This window comes from Aquabacter sp. (genome assembly GCF_965279295.1).
Taxonomy (GTDB): Bacteria; Pseudomonadota; Alphaproteobacteria; order Rhizobiales; family Xanthobacteraceae; genus Aquabacter.
In genome coordinates this window covers 425,123-445,923 of record NZ_CBDIHQ010000017.1, presented here as the reverse complement: position 1 = coordinate 445,923, position 20,801 = coordinate 425,123, and the positions used below count along the sequence as shown (strand labels likewise).

Annotated in this window: 20 protein-coding genes; 4 read left to right on the top strand and 16 right to left on the bottom strand. The window is 64.6% G+C overall.

The genetic code is table 11. The features are described from left to right. Positions 1 to 38: 38 nt before the first annotated feature. Complete coding sequence (locus tag ADADO0_RS16675; protein ID WP_511306302.1) at positions 39 to 1,106, bottom strand: ABC transporter ATP-binding protein; 1,068 nt, start codon at positions 1,104 to 1,106, stop codon at positions 39 to 41. A gap of 239 nt (positions 1,107 to 1,345) precedes the next feature. Here ADADO0_RS16675 and ADADO0_RS16670 point away from each other — a divergent pair, with 239 nt between their 5' ends. The 4 genes from ADADO0_RS16670 (at position 1,346) to ADADO0_RS16655 (ending at position 4,803) form a co-directional block, all read left to right on the top strand. Continuing rightward, positions 1,346 to 2,311: a 2-hydroxyacid dehydrogenase gene (locus tag ADADO0_RS16670; protein WP_511306301.1), complete on the top strand. Its 966-nt coding sequence runs from the start codon at positions 1,346 to 1,348 to the stop codon at positions 2,309 to 2,311. An 11-nt stretch (positions 2,312 to 2,322) separates the two neighbouring features. Further along, entirely contained in the window at positions 2,323 to 2,754 is a 432-nt protein-coding gene (locus tag ADADO0_RS16665; protein WP_511306300.1) for an AprI/Inh family metalloprotease inhibitor, read from the top strand. A gap of 93 nt (positions 2,755 to 2,847) precedes the next feature. Beyond that, on the top strand, positions 2,848 to 3,648 hold the full coding sequence (locus tag ADADO0_RS16660) for a protease inhibitor Inh/omp19 family protein (protein ID WP_511306299.1): 801 nt from the start codon (positions 2,848 to 2,850) through the stop codon (positions 3,646 to 3,648). A 237-nt stretch (positions 3,649 to 3,885) separates the two neighbouring features. Next, complete coding sequence (locus tag ADADO0_RS16655) at positions 3,886 to 4,803, top strand: TorF family putative porin (protein WP_511306298.1); 918 nt, start codon at positions 3,886 to 3,888, stop codon at positions 4,801 to 4,803. A gap of 210 nt (positions 4,804 to 5,013) precedes the next feature. On the opposite strand, the gene radC is transcribed toward ADADO0_RS16655, so the two are convergent. The 15 genes from radC to ADADO0_RS16580 all read right to left on the bottom strand — a co-directional run bounded on the left by radC (position 5,014) and on the right by ADADO0_RS16580 (position 20,738). Continuing rightward, on the bottom strand, positions 5,014 to 5,721 hold the full coding sequence (gene radC, locus ADADO0_RS16650; RefSeq protein WP_511306297.1) for a RadC family protein: 708 nt from the start codon (positions 5,719 to 5,721) through the stop codon (positions 5,014 to 5,016). 6 nt (positions 5,722 to 5,727) lie between these two features. Then, the gene (gene map / locus ADADO0_RS16645) at positions 5,728 to 6,555 is read right to left on the bottom strand and encodes a type I methionyl aminopeptidase (RefSeq protein WP_511306295.1); all 828 of its coding nucleotides are present in this window, start codon (positions 6,553 to 6,555) and stop codon (positions 5,728 to 5,730) included. Positions 6,556 to 6,727: 172 nt separating this feature from the next. Next, entirely contained in the window at positions 6,728 to 7,441 is a 714-nt protein-coding gene (sfsA, locus tag ADADO0_RS16640; RefSeq protein ID WP_511306294.1) for a DNA/RNA nuclease SfsA, read from the bottom strand. Further along, on the bottom strand, positions 7,441 to 7,902 hold the full coding sequence (locus ADADO0_RS16635) for a PaaI family thioesterase (RefSeq protein WP_511306293.1): 462 nt from the start codon (positions 7,900 to 7,902) through the stop codon (positions 7,441 to 7,443). Before ADADO0_RS16635 ends, sfsA begins: the two co-directional genes overlap by 1 nt. Positions 7,903 to 8,126: 224 nt before the next feature. Then, the gene (locus tag ADADO0_RS16630) at positions 8,127 to 8,900 is read right to left on the bottom strand and encodes a fumarylacetoacetate hydrolase family protein (RefSeq protein WP_511306292.1); all 774 of its coding nucleotides are present in this window, start codon (positions 8,898 to 8,900) and stop codon (positions 8,127 to 8,129) included. A 47-nt stretch (positions 8,901 to 8,947) separates the two neighbouring features. Further along, positions 8,948 to 9,151, bottom strand: a complete 204-nt coding sequence (locus ADADO0_RS16625; protein ID WP_511306291.1) for a YqaE/Pmp3 family membrane protein — start codon at positions 9,149 to 9,151, stop codon at positions 8,948 to 8,950. A 307-nt stretch (positions 9,152 to 9,458) separates the two neighbouring features. Further along, a complete protein-coding gene (gene frc / locus ADADO0_RS16620) occupies positions 9,459 to 10,709 on the bottom strand; it encodes a formyl-CoA transferase (protein WP_511306290.1) in 1,251 nt (416 codons plus the stop codon). Between the two features lie 168 nt (positions 10,710 to 10,877). Beyond that, positions 10,878 to 11,300, bottom strand: coding sequence for a PAS domain S-box protein (locus tag ADADO0_RS16615; protein WP_511306289.1), 423 nt, complete (start codon positions 11,298 to 11,300; stop codon positions 10,878 to 10,880). Positions 11,301 to 11,411: 111 nt separating this feature from the next. Next, positions 11,412 to 12,689 (bottom strand): formyl-CoA transferase, encoded by a 1,278-nt coding sequence (gene frc, locus ADADO0_RS16610; RefSeq protein ID WP_511306288.1) that lies wholly within the window; start codon positions 12,687 to 12,689, stop codon positions 11,412 to 11,414. 117 nt (positions 12,690 to 12,806) lie between these two features. Next, positions 12,807 to 14,543 (bottom strand): oxalyl-CoA decarboxylase, encoded by a 1,737-nt coding sequence (gene oxc, locus ADADO0_RS16605; RefSeq protein ID WP_511306287.1) that lies wholly within the window; start codon positions 14,541 to 14,543, stop codon positions 12,807 to 12,809. A 58-nt stretch (positions 14,544 to 14,601) separates the two neighbouring features. Continuing rightward, positions 14,602 to 15,303, bottom strand: a complete 702-nt coding sequence (locus ADADO0_RS16600) for a GntR family transcriptional regulator (protein ID WP_511306286.1) — start codon at positions 15,301 to 15,303, stop codon at positions 14,602 to 14,604. A 279-nt stretch (positions 15,304 to 15,582) separates the two neighbouring features. Next, entirely contained in the window at positions 15,583 to 17,097 is a 1,515-nt protein-coding gene (locus ADADO0_RS16595) for a tripartite tricarboxylate transporter permease (protein WP_511306285.1), read from the bottom strand. Between the two features lie 143 nt (positions 17,098 to 17,240). Further along, positions 17,241 to 17,747, bottom strand: a complete 507-nt coding sequence (locus ADADO0_RS16590) for a tripartite tricarboxylate transporter TctB family protein (RefSeq protein ID WP_511306284.1) — start codon at positions 17,745 to 17,747, stop codon at positions 17,241 to 17,243. A gap of 174 nt (positions 17,748 to 17,921) precedes the next feature. Next, complete coding sequence (locus ADADO0_RS16585) at positions 17,922 to 18,938, bottom strand: Bug family tripartite tricarboxylate transporter substrate binding protein (protein ID WP_511306283.1); 1,017 nt, start codon at positions 18,936 to 18,938, stop codon at positions 17,922 to 17,924. Between the two features lie 450 nt (positions 18,939 to 19,388). Next, positions 19,389 to 20,738, bottom strand: a complete 1,350-nt coding sequence (locus tag ADADO0_RS16580; protein WP_511306282.1) for a L,D-transpeptidase family protein — start codon at positions 20,736 to 20,738, stop codon at positions 19,389 to 19,391. Positions 20,739 to 20,801 lie beyond the last annotated feature (63 nt).

Below are 20,801 nucleotides of genomic sequence, written 5' to 3'. Positions count from 1 at the left end.
CGCTTGCGGGTTCCCCGCGCGGCTCTTTTCGGCGTTGCTTATTGAATCAGACGGGCGCCCGTGGCCTCGTCGAACAGATGAGCCAGCCCCGCGAACGGGACGATATGGATGGTTTCCCCGGGCTTGAACATCAGGCGCTCGCGGAACAGCAGGGTGATGTCCTGCCCGCCGAGCCGCGCGATCACCAGGAGTTCCGAGCCGGTGGGCTCCACCACGACAACCTCCACGGGGACACCCTGGGGATCGATGCGCACATGCTCGGGCCGCAGGCCATAGACCGCGCGCCGACCGTCCACATTCCCCGGCACGCCTTCCAGCGGCAGGCCCACGCCGCCGTCCGTGACGAACGTGGCGCTGCCGTTCACCCGCACCGTGCCCTTGATGAAGTTCATGGAGGGCGAGCCGATGAAGCCGGCGACGAACTGGTTGCGGGGATGGTCGTAGAGATCCAGCGGCGCGCCGATCTGCTCCACCACGCCGTCATGCATCACCACGATCTTGTCGGCCATGGTCATGGCCTCGATCTGGTCGTGGGTGACATAGACCGTCGTGGTCTTGAGGCGCTGGTGCAGTTCCTTGATCTCGGTGCGCATCTGCACCCGCAGCTTGGCGTCGAGGTTGGAAAGCGGCTCGTCGAACAGGAAGACCTGGGGATCGCGCACGATGGCGCGCCCCATGGCAACGCGCTGGCGCTGGCCGCCGGAAAGCTGGCGCGGATAACGCTCCAGCAGATGAGAGAGCCCCAGGATGTCTGCTGCCTTCAGCACCCGATCGTCGATCTCGGATTTCGGTGCGCCGCGCAGCTTCAGCGAGAAGCCCATGTTGGCGCCCACCGTCATGTGGGGATAGAGCGCGTAATTCTGGAACACCATGGCGATGTCCCGCTCCTTGGGCGGCACATCATTGACCACGCGGTTGCCGATCAGGATTTCGCCGCCGGTGATATTCTCCAGCCCGGCAATCATCCGCAGCAGGGTGGACTTGCCGCAGCCGGAGGGGCCGACCAGCACCACGAACTCGCCGTCGCGGATATCCACGTCCACGCCGTGAATGACCTGCGTGGTGCCATAGGCTTTCTTAACTGCGCGAATGTCGACGGTCGCCATTCCTGCTCCGCTCCTGCACGTTCCCACCCGATGCGCACGATCCGCCGGACGGGCGGTCGCGAACCTTTGAATTGGGCCGCGCATTGGCGGCCGGCCCCCGGTCGAGCGGAAAGCGTCCGGATCATGGTGCGGGGGTGCGCCGGGATCAAGCGAAATTTAAAACGATTGAACCAAAGGAGGAGGAGGCTTATTGCGGGCTTGTCTCCCGCTTCCCTGCCCCATCCGCAACCGAGCGAGCCATGAGCGAAGATACCCGTCCCCTACTGCTTCTGACCGGCCACATCATGGACAAGGTGGTGGAGCCGCAGCTTGCCGACCGCTTCCGCCTAGTCGGCCCCGGCGATTTCGAGGGCGCCATCGCCGCCCATGGCGCGGAGGTGCGCGGCATCGTCACGCGCGGCGCCCTCCCGGTGAGCGATGCCGTGATGGCGCGCCTGCCCAGGCTCGAAGTGGTGTCGAATTTCGGCGTCGGTTACGACACCATCGATGCCGCCGCCGCCGCGAAGCGCGGCGTCGTCGTCACCAACACCCCCGACGTGCTCAACGAGGAGGTGGCCGACCTTGCCCTCGGCCTCCTGCTCGCGACGGTGCGCGAAATTCCCAAGGCCGACCGCTATGTGCGCGCCGGCAAGTGGAAGACCGCGCCGCTTCCGCTCAGCCCCACCCTGCGGGACCGCAGCATCGGCATCGTCGGCATGGGCCGCATCGGCCGCGCCATCGCCAAGCGCCTGGAAGCCTTCGGCATGCCGATCGCCTACCACACCCGCACCAAGGTCGCGGACCTGCCCTATCGCCATTATCCGGACCTCGTCGCCTTGGCGCGTGACGTGGACACGCTGCTCCTCATCCTGCCGGGCGGCGCCTCCACGCGCGGCATCGTCAATGCCGAGGTGCTGGCGGCACTCGGCTCCAACGGCATCCTGATCAACGTGGCGCGCGGCACGGTGGTGGACGAGCCAGCCCTGGTGGGGGCGCTCCAGAACGGCACGATCCTCGCCGCCGGGCTCGACGTATTTGTGAGCGAGCCCAATGTGCCGGAAGCCCTGCTGGGCCTCGACAATGTGGTTCTGCTGCCCCACCTCGGCTCCTCCACCCATTTCACCCGCACCGCCATGGGCCAACTGGTGGTGGACAACATCCTGTCTTGGTTCGACGGTAAGGGCCCTGTGACGCCGGTGGTGGAGACGCCCTGGTCGAAAAAATGAGGAGTTGGGGCATGGGCGGGATGCGACGCGCGCCGCTGCTGGCGATGATATTCTGCCTTGCCGGCCTCGCTGCCGGCGCCGCCCATGCCCAGACCTTCGAGCCCATCAAAGTCATGGACACGAAGGACGTCGACAAGGCGATGCTGGACGACGTGTTCGGCCGCTACGAAATCCGCGACACCACCGGCAAGAAGAAGTGCCGCTTCACACTGAAGCGGGATTTGACCATCGGCGGCATGCAGATCGATGTGGCGAAGGACTGCGCCGCCAAGTTCCCCGTGATGGGCGAAATCACCGCCTGGCGGCTGATGGAGAACTGGACCATCGATCTGTCGGACGCACTGCGCAAGACGCGCGTGCGATTCCAGACCCCGGACGAACGCTATGTCGCGATCCCCGAAGTGGACGGGATCGACGAACTGCTCAAGCTCACCGGCAGATAGCCGAAAAACTTCGATACCCCTGCCCTGCCCGGACCCGGCGCTTCAGAGCCTAACGCTTCACCTGCCCCGCAGGGTGGGTTAGCGTTGCGCACCATGCGCTTCACGCTCGCAACACCAGCCCTGCTTCTCGGCGTCCTCATCGCGGCGGCCGCGCTGGCGCAGACCGGTGCCCCCGCCAAGCCTCCGGTGGGCGGGACAGCGGTCCCGGCCAAGCCGGTGCCGCCGAAACCGCAGGCCGCCAAGCCGCCGGCGCCGAAGGCGGACCCCGTTCTGGTTGCCGCCGCGCAGAAAATGGCCGGCGCCTTTTCCCTCTCCAGCGCGGATGGGACCCGCACCTGTCCGCTGACGCTGAAGGCGGACCCTGTGGGGGCGAATTTCGCGGCCACTATTGACGGGGGCGCGTGCTCCACCATCGCCTTCGCGCTGCAAGTGTCGGGCTGGACGCCCGATGACTCCGGTTCGATCCGGTTGCTGAGTGCCGATGGACGCCTGGTGAGCGAATTCACCGAATCCACCGGCGGCGTCTACGAGGCGCTGCGGGAGGGAGACGGCGTCTACTTCCTCGCGAGCCCCGCCGCGACCGTCTCCGCCGATGTCAGCCTGGAAGAGATGCTTGGCGACTGGGATCTTGTGCGGGCCGCCGGCAGCGCCGCGCTGTGCCGCTGGACCCTGACCGGGGACGCCCGCCCCGGGGGTGGCTATGCCCTGCGGGTTACGCCCGGCTGCAACGCCGCTCTGGCGGAGTTCTCACCCTCCGCATGGCGCATCGAAGGCGGCAACGTGGTGGTCACATCCGCCAGCGGTGCCACCCCCCTGCGATTCGCTCGGCAGGAGGACGGAGGCTGGGCAAAGACGCCCGAACGGGGCCGTCCACTGTTGCTGTTGCGCCAATGACACAGGGTTAAGCAACTGATAATGCCCCGTTTCGGACGCCCCTGAGCGGATTCCCAAAAAAGCCAAATTCGCTTTCACCCCTGCGCGTTGCAGTTGTGCAACAGCAGAATCTAGCATTCATGCGGGTTTGCCTATTTTTCCGCCAAGATGTGCCTGCTTTTTCACATTGGACAAGGTCGCGAAATTTGGCTCAATCGAGATCAGAAATATCGAGATCAAATTCCTTTGGGGGTTCTTATGAAGAAGCTAGTTCTTGCCGCCGCCGCCAGCATGATGATCGCCGGCGCAGCCAATGCTGCCGACCTGTCCATGCCGGTTAAGGCCGTGGCGGTTCCCCCCCCGCCCCCCATGTGGGACATTGCTTTCGGCGTGTCGCTGACCTCGGACTACCTGTTCCGCGGTATCAGCCAGACCAACAACAACGCCGCGATCCAGGGCTTCGTTGAACTCCAGGTCATGGACTGGGTTTACTTCAACGTGTGGGCCTCGAACCAGAACTGGGTCGACACCACCATCACCGGCCTCGGCTACAACTACGGCAACAGCTCGCTTGAAGTCGACTTCTCGGGCGGCCTGCGTCACACCTGGGGTGCCTTCACCCTCGACGTTGGCGCCGTGTACTACACCTTCCCGGGCAGCAGCTCGAGCTACGATCCCTTCCTCGGCTACAACGCCGGCCCCGGCTCTTCCGACTTCAACTACTGGGAAATCTACGCGAAGCCCAGCTACGTCGTGGCCCCCTGGCTGACCGTCGGCTTGAACCTCTACTGGACCAGCGACTTCGCCTCGACCGGCACGGACGGTACGGCGCTGTCGGCCACCGCGAAGGTTCCCCTGCCGAGCTTCGGCCCGGGCGGCGACTTCGGCTGGTACGCTTCGGGTGAGTTCGGCCATCAGTGGCTGTCCACCAGCGTCTACAACTACCCTGTGACCAACGCTATCACCGGCATCACGTTCGATCAGAACCTGCCCGGCTACAACTGGTGGAACATCGGCGTCGCCTTCACCTACAAGGCCGCAACCCTCGATCTGCGCTATTCGGGCACCGACCTCAGCAGCAACGATTGCGCCTTCATGATCTCGAACTCCAACTCTTGCGGCGACAAGTTCATCGCGACCCTCTCGTTCGCGACTTCTCTGAACGCCCTCAAGTGATCTGATCCGGCGCGCGGCTCCGCCCGCGCCGGTCTCGCATCAAACGTCGCGCGAAAGCGCGGCGTTTTTTGTTTGTGGTAACGCCCACGCGCAAGCAAACCCACCCGAAGCATCCAGGGCGCAGGAATGGCTCAAGGCTAGCCGCAGCCGTCCCGGTGTGGGGATTGAAGATTGGAAAGACCGCAGGGCGTGCCCCGCACGCCCCAGCCGTCAGATCAGCCGCAGGCCCTTGAGGCTGGCATGGCCATCCTTGCCGACGATGATGTGGTCGTGCACCTCGATGCCCAGCGGCTTGGCCACATCGATGATCTTTCGGGTCATGTCGATATCGGCGCGCGAAGGCGTCGGATCGCCGGACGGGTGGTTGTGGCACAGGATCAGCGCCGATGCCGACACCTCCAGCGCCCGCTTCACCACCTCGCGAGGATACACCGGCGCATGATCGACAGTCCCGGTCTGCAGCACCTCGTCGGCGATCAACTGGTTGCGTTTGTCCAGGAACAGAACGCGCACCTGCTCGCGCTCGGAAAACGCCATGGCCGTGCGGCAATATTCGATGACCGAACTCCAGGATGACAGCACCGGGCGGCGCTTGACCTGCCCGCGCGCGATGCGATGCGCTGCGGCCTCCACCAGCTTCAGCTCGGTGACGATGGAAGCGGTCATGCCCGCCACTTCCTCAAGCAGCGGCGCGGGCGCGGCCAGCACTTCGGCGAATGAGCCGAACCGCTCCACCAGCGCCTTGGCAAACGGTTTCACATCCCGGCGCGGAACCGCGCGGAACAGCACCAGTTCCAGCAGTTCGTAATCGGCGAGAGCCGCCGCACCCGCCTCGCGGAACCGCGTGCGCAGGCGGTCGCGATGGCCGTGGAAATGCGGCGCAGCCTCCTCAAGTCCATCCCCGGGAGCCCGCGCCACGGCGCATCAACCCGCGACGTAAGGCGGCTTGTGGTATCCCTTCGGGCTGAGGGTGAATATCTCCACCCCGGTTGCCGTCACACCCACCGCATGCTCGAACTGCGCCGAGAGCGAACGATCGCGGGTCACAGCGGTCCACCCGTCGGACAGCACCTTCACATGGGGGCGGCCCAGATTGATCATGGGCTCGACGGTGAAGATCATGCCCGGCTTGAGTTCGGGCCCTTCCCCGCGCCGGCCGACATGGACGATATTCGGCTCGTCGTGGAACACCTGCCCCACCCCGTGGCCGCAGAAGTCGCGCACCACGCTCATGTGCTGCGGCTCGACGAAATCCTGGATCGCCGCGCCGATGTCGCCGACATGGCCGCCGGGACGGATCGCGGCGATGCCGCGCATCATGGCGTCATAGGTCACGTCCAGCAGCCGCTCGGCGCGGCGCGGCACGGCGCCGATGGCGAACATGCGGCTCGAATCGCCATACCAGCCGTCCAGCACCAGGGTCACGTCCACATTCACGATGTCGCCGTCGCGCAGCGGCCGCGCGTTGGGCATGCCGTGGCAGACCACATGGTTGATGGAGGTGCAGACCGAATAGCGATAGCCGCGATACATCAAAGTCGCGGGATAGGCGCCATGGTCCATGGCGAAGTCGAACACCAGCTTGTCGACGGCATCCGTCGACACACCCGGCCCGATCATTTCGCAGACCGCGTCGAGCACCTGGGCCGTCAGTTGCCCAGCGCGGCGCATACCCTCGAAGCCTTCCGGCCCGTAGAGCTTGATATGTCCGGTCTTTCGCAGCGGCGCGTTGGCCGCCTCCACATAAGTCATAACGCGTCCTGACAGCGGGCCGCACCCGCCCTTGATCCCATCCTCAGATTTAGGCCAACGGCCGCGCAAAGCAAGTCACCGGGCGATTTTGCGGCGGCAGACCCCATCAGGACTGCCATGCAAGCGCGGCTTTCCCGCGATCTCCTGCCATGTCCGGGGATCGGAAAAGCCCTCACCCCAGCATCGGCACCTCGTGCGCCAAAGCGATGCTTTCAACGCTCACCGCGCAGGTGAAGGCCAGCGCCTCCACCCCGGCCGCGCGCGCAAGGTTGAAGGCGGCGCCATAGGCCGGGTCGATATCGCGGGCGAGCGCGATGGCCTGCGGCGAAGCGATCTGGCCGAGATAGACCATCACCGCCCGCGCGCCGCCCGCAGCCATGGCGGCAAGCTCCACCAGATGCTTGGTGCCCCGCGTCGTCACGCAATCCGGGAACTCCGTCAGCCCCGGCCGGCGGACCAGATGGACATTCTTCACTTCGACATAGCAGGGCGGACGCCCTTCCCCCTCCAGCAGCAGGTCGATGCGGCTGTTGACGCCGTATTTGACCTCCCGGCGAAGGCTCTCATATCCGACAAGCGCGGGAATCCGCCCGGCCCGCACCGCCTCGGCCACCAAAGCATTGGGGTACATGGTGTTGATGCCGACCAGTTCCGTGCCGGCACCGAAGTCTGCCTCCACCAGTTCCCAACTGAAAGCGAGCTTGCGCCCGGGCGTGCCGGGGCGGGACAGCCAGACGCGGGAGCCCGGCGTCGCAAGGCCGGACATGGCACCGGAATTGGCCACATGGACAATCGTCTCGGTGCCGTCCTCCAGCACCACGTCGGCGAGGAAACGCTTGTAGCGGCGCAGCAGCGTTGCCGGCACCAGGGGGCTGGCGAACTGCATCAGGCTCGGGCGTCGCTTTTGCCGGTCAGGCAGAACAGGGTCTGGGTGGCCATGGCACAGTGGGTACGCGTGCCCCCGCTCTCGGCGAAGATGTCCACCTTGACGATGGTCAGCGTGCGGCCGGAGCGGACCACTTCGCCCACTGCCACCAGCCGCTCGCCGCGTCCGGGCGCCATGATGTTGATTTTGTATTCGACGGTGAGAATGGTCGAATCCGCCGGAAACAGCGTGAAGGCGGCATAGCCGCCGGCGGTATCGGCGATCGCCCCCACGGCCCCCCCGTGGAAGAAGCCGTGCTGCTGCGTCACGCTCTCCGCATAAGGCAGCACCACCTCGACCCGGCCCGGCGCCACCGCCCCCATCTGGGCGCCCATGTGCGTCATGAACGGCTGACGCGCAAAGCTGGCGCGCACCCGGTTTTCATAGTCGGGATCGGGCGGCGTGAAGGTGGGAGCAGTCATGGCATCGTCCAGGCGGCGGATGCCCGCATAGAGACGCAACGGATCGCGCGAGGCAAGGGCGGGCCTTGTGGGGAGAATCCCCTCTCCCGCTGGCGGGGGAGGGTTAGGGAGGGGGAATGGTGAGAACTGGCTGGGCAGCATTGCGTCTTGCGAGGCGCCTGCCCCCTCCCCGGCCCTCCCCCGCCAGCGGGAGAGGGGAATCCGCGCAGGAGGCGGCCATCCCCTCACTGCACGAACACGTTCCGCAATGTGCCGATGCCGTCGATGGAAACCTCGATCTGGTTCACCGCATCCTTCATGGAGCCCACCCCCAGCGAGGTGCCGCAGGCGATCAGGTCGCCGGGATGGAGGGTCATGTCGCGCGAGAGCAGAGCCACCAGCCGATGCGGAGGAAAGATCATGTCGGCGAGGGGATAATTCTGCCGCTCCACCCCGTTCAGCACAGTGCGCACATGCGCACCCGCCGGCGGGGAGATGGTCGTAAGGATGGGCCCAAACGGCCCGTAATCGTCAAACCCTTTGGCGCGCGCCCATTGCGGGAATGTTGGATCCTTATTCAGGATGTCTGCCGCAGTGATGTCGTTGACGATGGTGTAGCCGAAGATATGGCCGCCGGCCTCGTCCTCTGAAATGTTCGAGGCAACCTTGCCGATGACAATGCCCAATTCGCCCTCATAAACGGTCTTGCCGTCATAAGCCGGCGGCCGGCGCACCGTTGCGCCCGGCGCGGCGGCGGTGGTGGGGGCTTTCAGCAGATAGAGCGGCTCGGCCGGCGCGGCGACGCCTAGTTTGGCGGCGAGGCCGTGGAAGTTATTCCAGAGCGCGATGATCTTGGAGGGGCGGCACGGCGCCTCCAAAGTCACCGAGGCGAGCGCAAGACGTTCGCCGGTGGCGCGCGCACCGGCGAACATGCAGCCCGCGTGAACGATGATATCTTCGCCGTCCAGCACACCGATGCCGGACGTTTCCCCGTGGGTGAAGCGAACCCAGTCTGCCATGTCATCCTCCCGCGGCGCGTGGCCGCCGCGCGAGGCACGGGCCGGGCCTACCGCCTGTTCTGAAGCGACGTGAGAAGCGCGCGGTGGCGACGCTCCTCATTGTCGGAATTGACCACCATGACGGCCCAAATGGCCGCCGGCAGCCAGCCGATCAGCGTGATCTGAAGGATCAGGCAGAGAAGGCCCTGGAACACGCGGCCGCGCAGCATGAGGGCGAGCCAAGGCAACAGAACCGCAACCGCGAACATCATCCCACTCTCTCCATACGGAAGGACGGAATTTATGTAGGAAGGCTGGGCGCGAGTGTAAGGGGCGCACGCGGCTCAGGGGGGCTTCGCCCGCATCCCGGCCCGATTTTCTGCGGCCCTGTTAGGAGCAAACTCCCTCTCCCGCTTGCGGGGGAGGGTCAGGGAGGGGGAAGAGTGCCCACTCCCCGTTTCAAGGATTTTTCATGGTGAAGGCCCCCTCCCCAGCCCTCCCCCGCAAGCGGGAGAGGGGGCCAAGAGAAGGTAAAAAGGGAACGGCGCGTGCGCCGTTCCCGATGCCAAACGCGGACGCTCAGACGGCGCGGGCCGCGTGCATTTCCTTGATCTGGTCGGCGTTGTAGCCAAGCTCGGCCAGAACTTCGTCAGTGTGCTCGCCGAGCAGCGGCGACCCCGTGATCTCGACGCTCATGTCGGAGAACTTGATCGGGCTGCCGACGGTCAGGTACTTGCCGCGCTCCTTGTGGTCGACTTCCACGATGGTGCCGCTCGCGCGCAGCGAAGGATCTTCCGCGATCTCCTTCATGGTGAGCACCGGCGCGCAGGGGATGTCGAACTTGCGCAGGATGTCCACGGCCTCGAACTTGGTCTTGTCCGCGAGCCAGGCCTCGATGATGCCGAAGATCTCGAAGATCTTGTCCTGGCGTGCAGAGGCGGTGTTGTAGGCCGGATCGTCGATCCACTCGTCGCGGCCCAGCGCCTTGCAGATCGGCGCCCAGGCATGGCCCTGGATTGTGAAGTAGATGTAGGCGTTGGGATCGGTCTCCCAGCCCTTGCACTTCAGCACCCAGCCCGGCTGGCCGCCGCCGCCCGCATTGCCGCCGCGCGGCACCACGTCCGAGAACTCGCCGTGGGGATACTGCGGATATTCTTCAAGGTAGCCCACGCGGTCGAGGCGCTGCTGATCGCGCAGTTTCACGCGGCAGAGGTTGATAACCGCATCCTGCATCGATACGGCGACCTTCTGGCCCTTGCCGTTCTTGTTGCGGGCGTGAAGCGCGGTGAGGATGCCGATGGCGAGGTGCATGCCGGTGTTGCTGTCGCCGAGAGCGGCGGACGACACGGTGGGGGGGCCATCCCAGAAGCCGGTGGTGGAGGCAGCGCCGCCGGCGCACTGCGCGACGTTCTCATAGACCTTCAGGTCTTCGTAATGGTGGCCGTCGGAGAAGCCCTTCACCGAGGCGACGATCATACCCGGGTTCAGTTCATTGATGTGCGCCCAGGTGAAGCCCATGCGGTCGAGCGCGCCGGGGCCGAAATTCTCCACCAGAACGTCGCTCTCCTTGATGAGCTTCGTCAGCACTTCCTTGCCGGCGGCGGTCTTGGTGTCGAGCGTCAGCGAACGCTTGTTGGAGTTCAGCATGGTGAAATAGAGGGCGTCGGCATTGGACACGTCGCGCAGCTGCGAGCGCGTCACGTCGCCGGAACCGGGGCGCTCCACCTTGATGACGTCCGCGCCGAACCAGGCGAGGAGCTGCGTGCACGCCGGGCCGGCCTGCACATGGGTGAAGTCGATGATCTTGATACCTTCCAATGGCTTCGACATGTCGTCTTCCCTTTCGAGCGTTTTAAATGTTTCCGGGTGGAGGCCCCTCAAGGCCCGTCCCGGACGATTTTCACCCCGCGCACCCCAGGCGGCCGGTTTCCTCGTTCGGGAGGCACCGCCTGTTCCAGGCTTCGGGGGATTGCTTGCCGGGCCATCAGCCCGGCGATCTCATGCGCCCTGCGCCTCCAGTTCCGAGAGGCGCTTGCGCAGGGCACACTCCTCGTTCCACCGCAGGGTTTCGTCGCGCACCACGGCGACGCAGCTTTCCGGCGCATCGCCGCCGGAATTCAGCAGCGCCACCGTGAAGGCGATGGACATGGCGCGCCCGTCCTTGTGGATCGCCGGCACGCGCAGGAGGTCATGGCCGTAGCGCGTCACGCCGGTGCGCATGGTGACGTCGTAGCCATCCCAATGGCGCTTGCGCAGCTTCTCGGGAATGATGAGGTCGAGGGAGTGGCCCAGGGCCTCCTCCTGGCTGAAACCGAACATGCGCTCGGCCGCCGGATTCCAGAGCGTGATCAGGCCAGCGCCGTCAGACACGATCACCGCGTCTCCGATCGCGTGGACAAGCTCACTCAGGTCGATCGCCATTGGGCCTTTTCCAGCTTAGCTAAGGACAGCCGTTTGTTGTCTCTTCATGCAGCGCGGCACCGAAACCGGCGGCCGCGCTGCATGTCTTCGGTTCTCACCCGAGCCTGAGGCTCACTCCGCCGCCATGCGGGCCGGCACGCCGAGCGCCCCGGACACCTTGAGCGAGGAGATGCGTGCTTCGTCGAAGCCGAGCACGCTGGAAAGAATTTCGTCGGTGTGCTCGCCCAGGAGCGGGGAACGCTCCACCGGCACATCGTTGTCGGAGAGCTTGATGGGGTTGCCCACCGTCACATAGGTCCCGCGCACCGGGTGCTCCACCTCCACCAGCGTGCCGGTGGCATAGAGCGAGCGGTCCTCCGCGATCTCCTTCATCGAGAGGATCGGGCCGCAGGGAATGTCGTACTGGTTGAGGATTTCCATGGCCTCGAACTTGGTGTGGGCCATGGTCCACGCCTCGATGCGCGTGAAGATCTCGTTGAGGCGTGGCAGCCGCGCCGGTGCGGTGGCGTAGCTGGGATCGGTCTTCCACCGGGTCTCGCCGATGACGTCGCAGATCCGCCCCCAGACCGGCGCCTGGGTGATGAAATAGATGTAGGCGTTGGGGTCCTGCTCCCAGCCCTTGCACTTCAGGATGCGCCCCGGCTGGCCGCCGCCCGAATCGTTGCCGGCGCGCGGCACGCTGTCGCCGAACGGCACGCCCTCGCCGAACTGGCTGTATTCGGTGAGCGGGCCGTGGGCGAGGCGCTGCTGGTCGCGCATCTTCACGCGGCAGAGGTTCAGCACCGCATCCTGCATGGCGGCGAGCACCTTCTGCCCGCGACCGGTCTGCTCACGCTGGTAGAGCGCGGTGACGATGCCGAGCGCCAGATGCAGCCCGGTGCCGCTGTCGCCGAGCTGAGCGCCGGAAACCAGCGGCAGGCCATCGCGGAAGCCGGTGGTGGAGGCGGCGCCGCCGGCGCACTGGGCGACGTTCTCATAAACCTTGCAATCCTCGAACGGGCCGGGGCCGAAGCCCTTCACCGAGGCGAGGATGAGGCGGGGATTGAGTTCCTGGAGGCGCTCCCAGGTGAAACCCATGCGGTCGAGCGCGCCAGGGGCGAAATTCTCCACTAGCACGTCGCAGACCTTCACCAATTCCTCCAGCACACGCTTTCCCTCGGCATTCTTGGTGTCGAGGGTGATCGAACGCTTGTTGGAATTCAGCATGGTGAAGTAGAGGCTGTCGGCATTGGGCACGTCGCGCAATTGGGTGCGCGTCACGTCTCCCTCGCCCGGCCGCTCAACCTTGATCACATCCGCGCCGAACCAAGCGAGCAGCTGCGTGCAGGTGGGACCGGACTGGACATGCGTGAAGTCCAGGATGCGAACGCCGTCTAAAGCCTTGCCCATAAGAGCCTCTTGATCCTCTCGGCACGCGCTTGAAGCGACGCTTGTTCTTGTGTTTCAAACCCTCTGGAGAGTAGCGGGCGGAGCCGTGGCTCCGCCCTGTCGGCTGATGCCGTCAGATCACTTCTTCTTGACCACGCTCTGCGGATTGAGATTGCCGATGCGGCCGCTCTCGGTGCCGGCGGCAGGGTCGATCACGGCATTGATCAGGGTCGGCTTGCCGGAATCCATCGCCGCGTTCACGGCGCGGCTCAGCTCGTCCGGGGTCGTGACGTTCACGCCGACGCCGCCGAAAGCCTCCATCATGAGGTCGTAGCGCGCGTTCTTCACGAACACCGTGGTCGCGGGGTCGCGGCCGGTCGGGTCGATGTCGAGCCCGCGATAGATGCCGTTGTTATTGAAGATCACGATGCAGATCGGCAGGTTGTAGCGGCAGATCGTCTCCACTTCCATGCCGGAGAAGCCGAACGCGCTGTCGCCCTCCACCGCGAGCACCGGCTTGCCGGTCTCGATGGCCGCGGCGACCGCAAAGCCCATACCGATGCCCATGACGCCCCAGGTACCAACATCCAGGCGCTTGCGCGGCTGGTACATGTCGATGATCCCGCGAGCGAGATCGAGCGTGTTGGCGCCCTCATTCACCAGGATCGCGTCGGGACGCTCCTTGATGATGGTGCGCAAAGCACCCAGCGCACCATGGAAGTCCATAGGCGCCGAGTTCTTCATCAGGCGCGGAGCCATCTTGGCGATGTTCTCTTCGCGCTTGGAATAGACGGTGCTCAGCCAATCGGAGGGCGGGGCCTGCCACTTGCCGTCGATTCCTTCCAGCAGCGCGGAGACCACCGAGCCGATGTCGCCCACGAGGGGCGCGGCGATCTCGATGTTCGAGTCCATTTCCCGGGGCTCGATGTCGATCTGGATGAACTTCTTGGATCCGGGGGCGCCCCAGGTCTTGCCCTTGCCGTGCGACAGCAGCCAGTTGAGGCGGGCGCCGATCAGCACCACCACGTCGCTGTCCTTCAGCACCGTGGAGCGCGCAGCGCCGGCGGACTGAGGATGGGTGTCGGGCAGCAAGCCCTTGGCCATGCTCATGGGCAGGAACGGAATGCCGCTCTTTTCGACGAGTTGGCGGATTTCATCGTCCGCCTGGGCATAGGCCGCGCCCTTGCCGAGCACGATCAGCGGACGCTTGGCGCTTTTCAGCAAGTCCAGGGCACGCTTGACGGCGGAGGGAGCCGGAATCTGTGCCGGCGCCGGATCGATCACCTTCACCAGGGATTTTGCGCCGGCCTCGGCGTCCATCACCTGCGAGAACAGCTTGGCCGGCAGGTCGAGATAGACGCCGCCGGGACGGCCCGAGACCGCTGCGCGGATCGCGCGCGCCACGCCGATGCCGATGTCGGCGGCATGCAGCACGCGGAACGCCGCCTTGCACAGGGGCTTGGCGATGGAGAGCTGGTCCATCTCCTCATAGTCGCCCTGCTGGAGGTCGACGATCTCGCGCTCGGAGGAGCCGGAGATCAGGATCATGGGGAAGCAATTGGTGGTGGCGTTCGCAAGGGCCGTCAGGCCGTTGAGAAAGCCGGGCGCCGAAACCGTCAGGCAGATGCCGGGCTTCTTGGTGAGGAAGCCGGCGATGGACGCGGCGTTACCGGCGTTCTGCTCGTGACGGAAGGAGATGACGCGAATGCCTTCGGCCTGCGCCATGCGGCCAAGGTCGGTGACCGGGATGCCCGGAACGCCATAGATGGTCTCGATGCCGTTGAGCTTGAGCGCATCAATGACGAGATGGAAGCCGTCCGTCAGTTCCCGCTCTTCGGCGACGTTTGCATCGATGGTCTGTGCTAGTGCGGACATCCGCTTTCTCCCGGAAATCTTGTCTGTAGCGTTACGGTTCTTTTCCGGCGCCCGAAGGCTATTCCGGAAAAACCCCATGTTTCTCAACGTGGGCCGCGAGGCCCATCGTATGTTCGCGAACCAGGCGCTCCGACAGATCGGAATCGCCGCTTTCGAGCGCATCGATGATGCCCGTGTGCTCCCGCATCGAGGTCTCGGAACGGTTTTCCTGGCGCACAGAGACCGCGCGGATGGCGCGCATATGAAGGAACAGGTTCTGGGTCATGTCCACAATCAGGTTGCAGCCGCCCATGCGGATGATGGCCTGATGAAAGGCGATGTTAGCGTTGGAATATTCGTGCATGTGAGCCGCCAGGGGCTCCTTCTCGAATTCGTCGAACAGGCGGCGCAGACCCTTGATGTCGGCGGGCGCGGCGCGGGATGCGGCGAGGCGCGCCGCCATGCCTTCGAGCGCGGCCCAAACCGTGATCATCTCGATGATCTGGCGCTTGGTCTTGCGCACCACGAAGATTCCCCGGCGCGGGACGGAGCGCACAAACCCCTCCTGCTCGAGCACCGTCATGGCTTCGCGAATCGGTGTGCGGGAGACCCCGAGATCTTCCGAGAGCTGGCGCTCATCAAGCCGGAATTCGGTGGTCGAGCCGTAAATGTCCATCTCGGTGATGGCCCGCTTCAGCGCATCGTAAGCCAGCATGCGAAGGCTTGAGCTTGCGCCCAGCGGCTCCACATTCAGCTTTGGTGTGTCTGCGACCTGCTGCACGGGTGTTCCCTTCCCTATGGCCGGCGCCTTCTGGCGGGCGCGCGCCGTCGGTGAAATACTGTGTACTGTATGCTACGTGGAGGCGCAATCCCCCTCCAGATCCCGCCTAACCCACTGCGGGGCTTGCTTCTCACCACTTTGGGCATGCCGCTGTGGGAGGTTGGGGGATGCCGTCTTCCCCTTCGCTCCCCCACCTGGCCAGTGCCTCTCCCTCTTGCGTGGGAGGGGAGGGAGCATCAGGGGAAGGCGGCCCGGCGCACGCGGCGCCGGGCCGTCATGTCACTCCGCAGCGGCGGGGCGCGGGCCGCCCATAAGACGGTTCTTGACCATGGTGATGAGCGGCCAGAACAGCATGGTGAGCGCCAGTGTGACAATGGAGCCAACCAGCGGGTTGGACCAGAAGATGGCAAGGTTGCCCTGGGACACCAGCATGGCCTGGCGGAACGAGGATTCCGCCATGTCGCCCAGCACCAGCGCAAGCACCAGCGGCGCCAGCGGATAGTCCAGCTTCTTGAAGACATACCCGATGACGCCAAAGATCAGCATGACCGCGATGTCGAGTTCCGCATTGTGGACCGTGTAGGCACCCACCGCGCAGATCACCAGGATGATGGGCGCGATGACGCTGAACGGGATGCGCAGGATCGCCGCGAACAGCGGCACTGTGGTCAGCACCACGATCAGGCCGGCGATGTTGCCGAGATAGATCGAGGCGATGAGACCCCAGACGAAGTCCTTCTGTTCCACGAACAGCAGCGGACCGGGCTGGAGACCCCAGATCAGCAGGCCGCCCAGCAGCACCGCTGCCGTGGGCGAACCGGGGATGCCGAGGGTCAGCATGGGCAGCAGCGCAGAGGTGCCGGCCGCATGGGCCGCCACTTCCGGCATCACGACGCCTTCCAGCTCGCCCTTGCCGAAGTTCTTTCCATTCTTGGAAAACTTCTTGGCCAGGCCGTAGCTCATGAAGGAGGCGGGCGTCGCGCCGCCGGGGGTGATGCCCATCCAGCAGCCGACGGCGGCTGAACGCAGGATGCCCACCCAGTAGCGCGGCAATTGCTTCCAGGTCTCGAACACGACCTTGGAGTTGATCTTCGCGCTCTTGCCCTTGAAGGCGAGCCCCTCTTCCATGGTGAGCAGGATTTCGCCAACTCCGAACAGACCGATGACCGCCACGAGGAAGTCAAAGCCGCGCAGCAGTTCAGTCGAGCCGAACGTCATGCGCAACTGCCCGGTCACAGTGTCGATGCCGACCGCCGCCAGGGCAAAGCCGAGCGTCATGGCCGCGAGCACCTTGAAGGGAGATTCGCGCCCCATGCCGACGAACGAGCAGAAGGTGAGGAGATAGACCGCGAAGAATTCGGCGGGACCGAACTGCAACGCGAACTTGGCGATCACCGGCGCCAGGAAGGTGATCAGCAGCACCGCCACGAACGCGCCGATGAAGGAGCCGGTGAACGCGCCGGTCAGCGCCTCGCCCGCCCTGCCCTTCTGCGCCATGGGGTGCCCGTCGAACGTGGTCGCCACCGACCAGGGTTCTCCGGGAATGTTGAACAGCACCGAGGTGATGGCGCCGCCGAACAAGGCTCCCCAATAGATGGAGGAGAGCATGATGATCGCCGAGACCGGCGACATGGAGAAGGTGAGCGGCAACAGGATGGCAACGCCATTGGCGCCGCCGAGGCCCGGCAGCACGCCGATGAGAACGCCCAGCGCGATGCCGACGAACATGTAGACGATGTTCATCGGATCAGCGAGGACGCTGAACCCTCCGATTAGTGATGTAAGTGCTTCCACTATATTCCTCCCCAGGCCCCCGGCGGTCGAGCGCGGGTTGTACGGGTGACGTTTCAGGTCGGGCGTACCGTTGCGCCGGCGCGGCTAAGCCGCGAGGCGTCCGGCATCTTTGGGTTTGGAGCCGCCCGCAGGGGGCGGCGAAATCAGTAGCCGAGCGCGGCTTCGATGGGCCCCTTGGGGAGCGGCACCAGGAACCAGATCTCGAACATCACGAACAGCATAAGCGGCACGCCGATGGAGACCGGGATAATGGTCGACAGCTTGTACTTGCCCAGCCACCACATGAAGAAGGCGATGAAGAAGATCGACGCCACATAGATGCCGATAAACGAAATAAGCACCACGTAGACGATGGTGGGCACCAGAACCTTCAGCACCGAACCCAGTTGCTCGCGATCAACGAAATTGGCGAGGTCGGGATGCTTGGTGAAGATGTTCGTCGCCAGCGTTCCCAGGCTGGCCAGAAACATGATCGCCCCGACGTAGAAGGGGAAATAGCCGGCCTCCGGGCCGTCAGACGCCCAGCGCGCACCGACGCGCCAGCTATCCGCCATCACCAGCACCGCCAGGGCCATGAACAGAACGGCGACGACGATGTCCATCGTGCGGTTGGAGACGGTGTGTTCGGATTTTTCGGTTTCGATTGCCATGGCTGACGTCCTGTCGATAAGGCCTTGGGCGACGCAGATGAGATGATGGGCCCTGCTTCGGGCACCAGGGGTCGTTCCCGAGTCTGCCGCGGGACACGTCCCACGACAGCGCATCAGGTTCGGGTCATCGCGGCCGAACAGGCCGCGATGAGAAAGACGAGTTGGGTGACGGGCCTACTTGGCGATAAAGCCAGCGGCTTCCATCAGCGCGCGATGGCTTTCGGCGGCCTTGCCGAGCCAAGCCTTGTATTCTTCGCCGGTCAGCATGGTGGTGTTGAAGGCACCCTTCTCCATGAAGTCCGCCCATTCCGGCGTCGCCCGCACCTTCTTGAACAGATCGACGTAATAGTCGACCTGGTCCTTAGTGACCTTGGGGCCCATGAAGATGCCGCGCAGCATCAAATATTCGATGTCCAGGCCGGCTTCCTTGCAGGTGGGGATATCCCCCCAGGACTTGCCCTCGGCGACCGGCTCCTTATAGGGCAGGCGCGTGGTGTCGAACACGCAGAGCGGCTTCAGCTCACCGGCGCGCCACTGCGACACCGCCTCGATCGGGTTGTTGACGCTGGCGGTCACATGGCCGCCGACAAGCTGCGCCGCCACGTCTCCGCCGCCCTTGTACGGGACATAGATGAACTTCGCGCCGGTCTTCTGCTCGATCGCGGCGGTGATGATCTGGTCTTCCTGCTTGGAGCCGGTGCCGCCCATCTTGAACTCGCCGCCGCCCGGGGTCTGGCCCTTGAATGCGGTCAGGAAGCCCTTCACGTCGCTGTAGGGCGCCTTGGCGTTCACCCACAGAACGAACTCGTCCAGCGCCAGCATGGCCACCGGGGTCATGTCGTCCCACTTGAACGGCACGCCGGTGGCGAGCGGGGTGGTGAACAGATTGGACAGGGTGATGATGATCTTGTGGGGGTTGCTTGCCGACCCCTTCACATCGAGGAAGCCCTCGGCGCCCGCGCCGCCCGACTTGTTGATGACCACCAGCGACTGCTTCATCAGGCTGTGCTTCTGGATAATGCCCTGAAGCATCCGCGCCATCTGGTCGGCGCCGCCGCCGGTGCCGGCGGGAACGATGAATTCAACCGTTTTGGTTGGCTCCCACGCGAGAGCCGAAAAAGGCGTCAGTGCCGCAACGGCGGCGCAAACCGCAGCGAAACGCTTTGCGGAATTGGCAAAGGCCGAACCCATTGTCTTTCCTCCCTTATGGCGCTCCACCTTCTTTTTGAGGCGAATGCGCACGTAACACCCTGAATAAACAAGTGTTCTTGCCACTCTGGCTAGGAGCGGATTTGGAAAGAGTATATTGTATGTCAACCCGCCGCAACGGAAATTGTAAATCTTATATTCGGTACGCCGAATACAATGATCGGTTATGTGAAATACATTATTTCAGAAACGCAGCAACGGAAGCTGCCAAACACTCCAACGTCATACCGCACCGCAATACGAACACGCTGCGGATGCGACGGCCGGGACGACTTGAGAGATCCCCCTCGACGTGCAGCACCTGCCCACGGCGCACCAGAGACTACGGCCAATAGAAAAGGCGGCCGCTAGGGCCGCCCGTTTCACCTCAGACAGATGAGTGAACCGTCGAGCGGCGGATACGGGCGCTGCCCGCATCAGGCACACCGGTCTTCAGCGCGCGCTGGAAAAGCTCTCGGTGCCCATAATGGAATTGGTGCCCGAGATCGGAGCCGGCGGCGCGGCGGTCTCGGAGGAGAGGCTGGCGGTCTTGGTCTTATCCGCTGGACTGCCGGGACGCGCGGCAGATCCCACCGGGTCGCTCGCACCATTCGGCTTGTTGAAGCCGAGCACATTGGACAGCGAGAACCCGCTGGCGCCACCGGACGAGGCAGCGGGCGTCGGGCCAACCGCGACGCTGGTCGCGGCAGGCGCTGGAGCGGATGCCACGGCAACCACGGAGTGCGAACCTGACCCCTGCGGACTGAAGCCGTCGTCCGCGACACGCGGCGGATTGGTGGTCTTAGCCGGCATGGTGCCCGGCGGTGTCGCGGCGGCGACGATCGGGCCATCGGCGAAGGCGGGGTTCAATTCCTTGAACTTCGCCAGGAAAATCGGATGCATGCCGCCGTCGATGCCCGCGCGGCTGGACGGGGTCGGCGTGCTGGCGATGAGTTCAGCGACCTTGGCGTCGTCCGCTCGCTCCTTCGCGGAGATGGCGCGGGCGATTTCGGCCGGCACAGTATAGTTCGGGCATGCCAGGGAGGCATCGAAGCCGCGGCCGGGATCCGGCGTGCCGTTGAACACGTAGCGGCGGTTGCAGACATTGACCTTAGGCTCGCGCAGCGTCACATCGAAAGCATCCGTGCCCTCCTTCAGGTTCTTCCAGAAGGGCATGTTCGGATTGTTGCGATACTTGGCGAGATTGGTGGGCGTCATGCGGAACGGCAGCGCCTGCACCTGGAAGCTTTTCTGCCCACCGACGAACGATTCGCGGCCAAGAGCGTAGATCTCGGCAATCTGCTCGTCGGTCATGGAATAGCAGCCGGCCGACGAGCAATCCCCGTGCACCATCAGGAAGTCGCCCGAGCGGCCATAGGCGCGATCATAGGCATTCGGAAAGCCGAGGTTGAACGAGAGATAATAGCTCGAATTCGGGTTCATCTGACCCGGGGTGATCGTATAGAAGCCCTCGGGCGCCTGCCGGTCGCCCGTGCGCACCTTCGGGCCGAGATCACCGGACCAGCGGCAGATGGGATAGGTCTTCAGGAGAGCGAACTCGCCGTCCTTCTTTTCCTTCCAAACCTCAAGCTCTGCTTCCTGCTTGTAGATGCGCACCAGGATCGGGCTCTGGGTCGTCATGCCCTTTTCTTCGATCAGCGCCACAGTCTTGGGGGAGAGTGGCTGCCTTGAGCGGGCGGAGGTTTCGTAGGAATCGCCATTGCAACCGGCGAGCGCAAGCGCGGTGAAGCCGGCCAAAGCCGCCAGGCGCAAACGCGGAAGAAGATGCAGCGGACGGCTCAACGCAGAACTCCAATGTCCGTAGCGGGCGCGGTGAGCAACACGATTAGAACGTCCACCTTGACG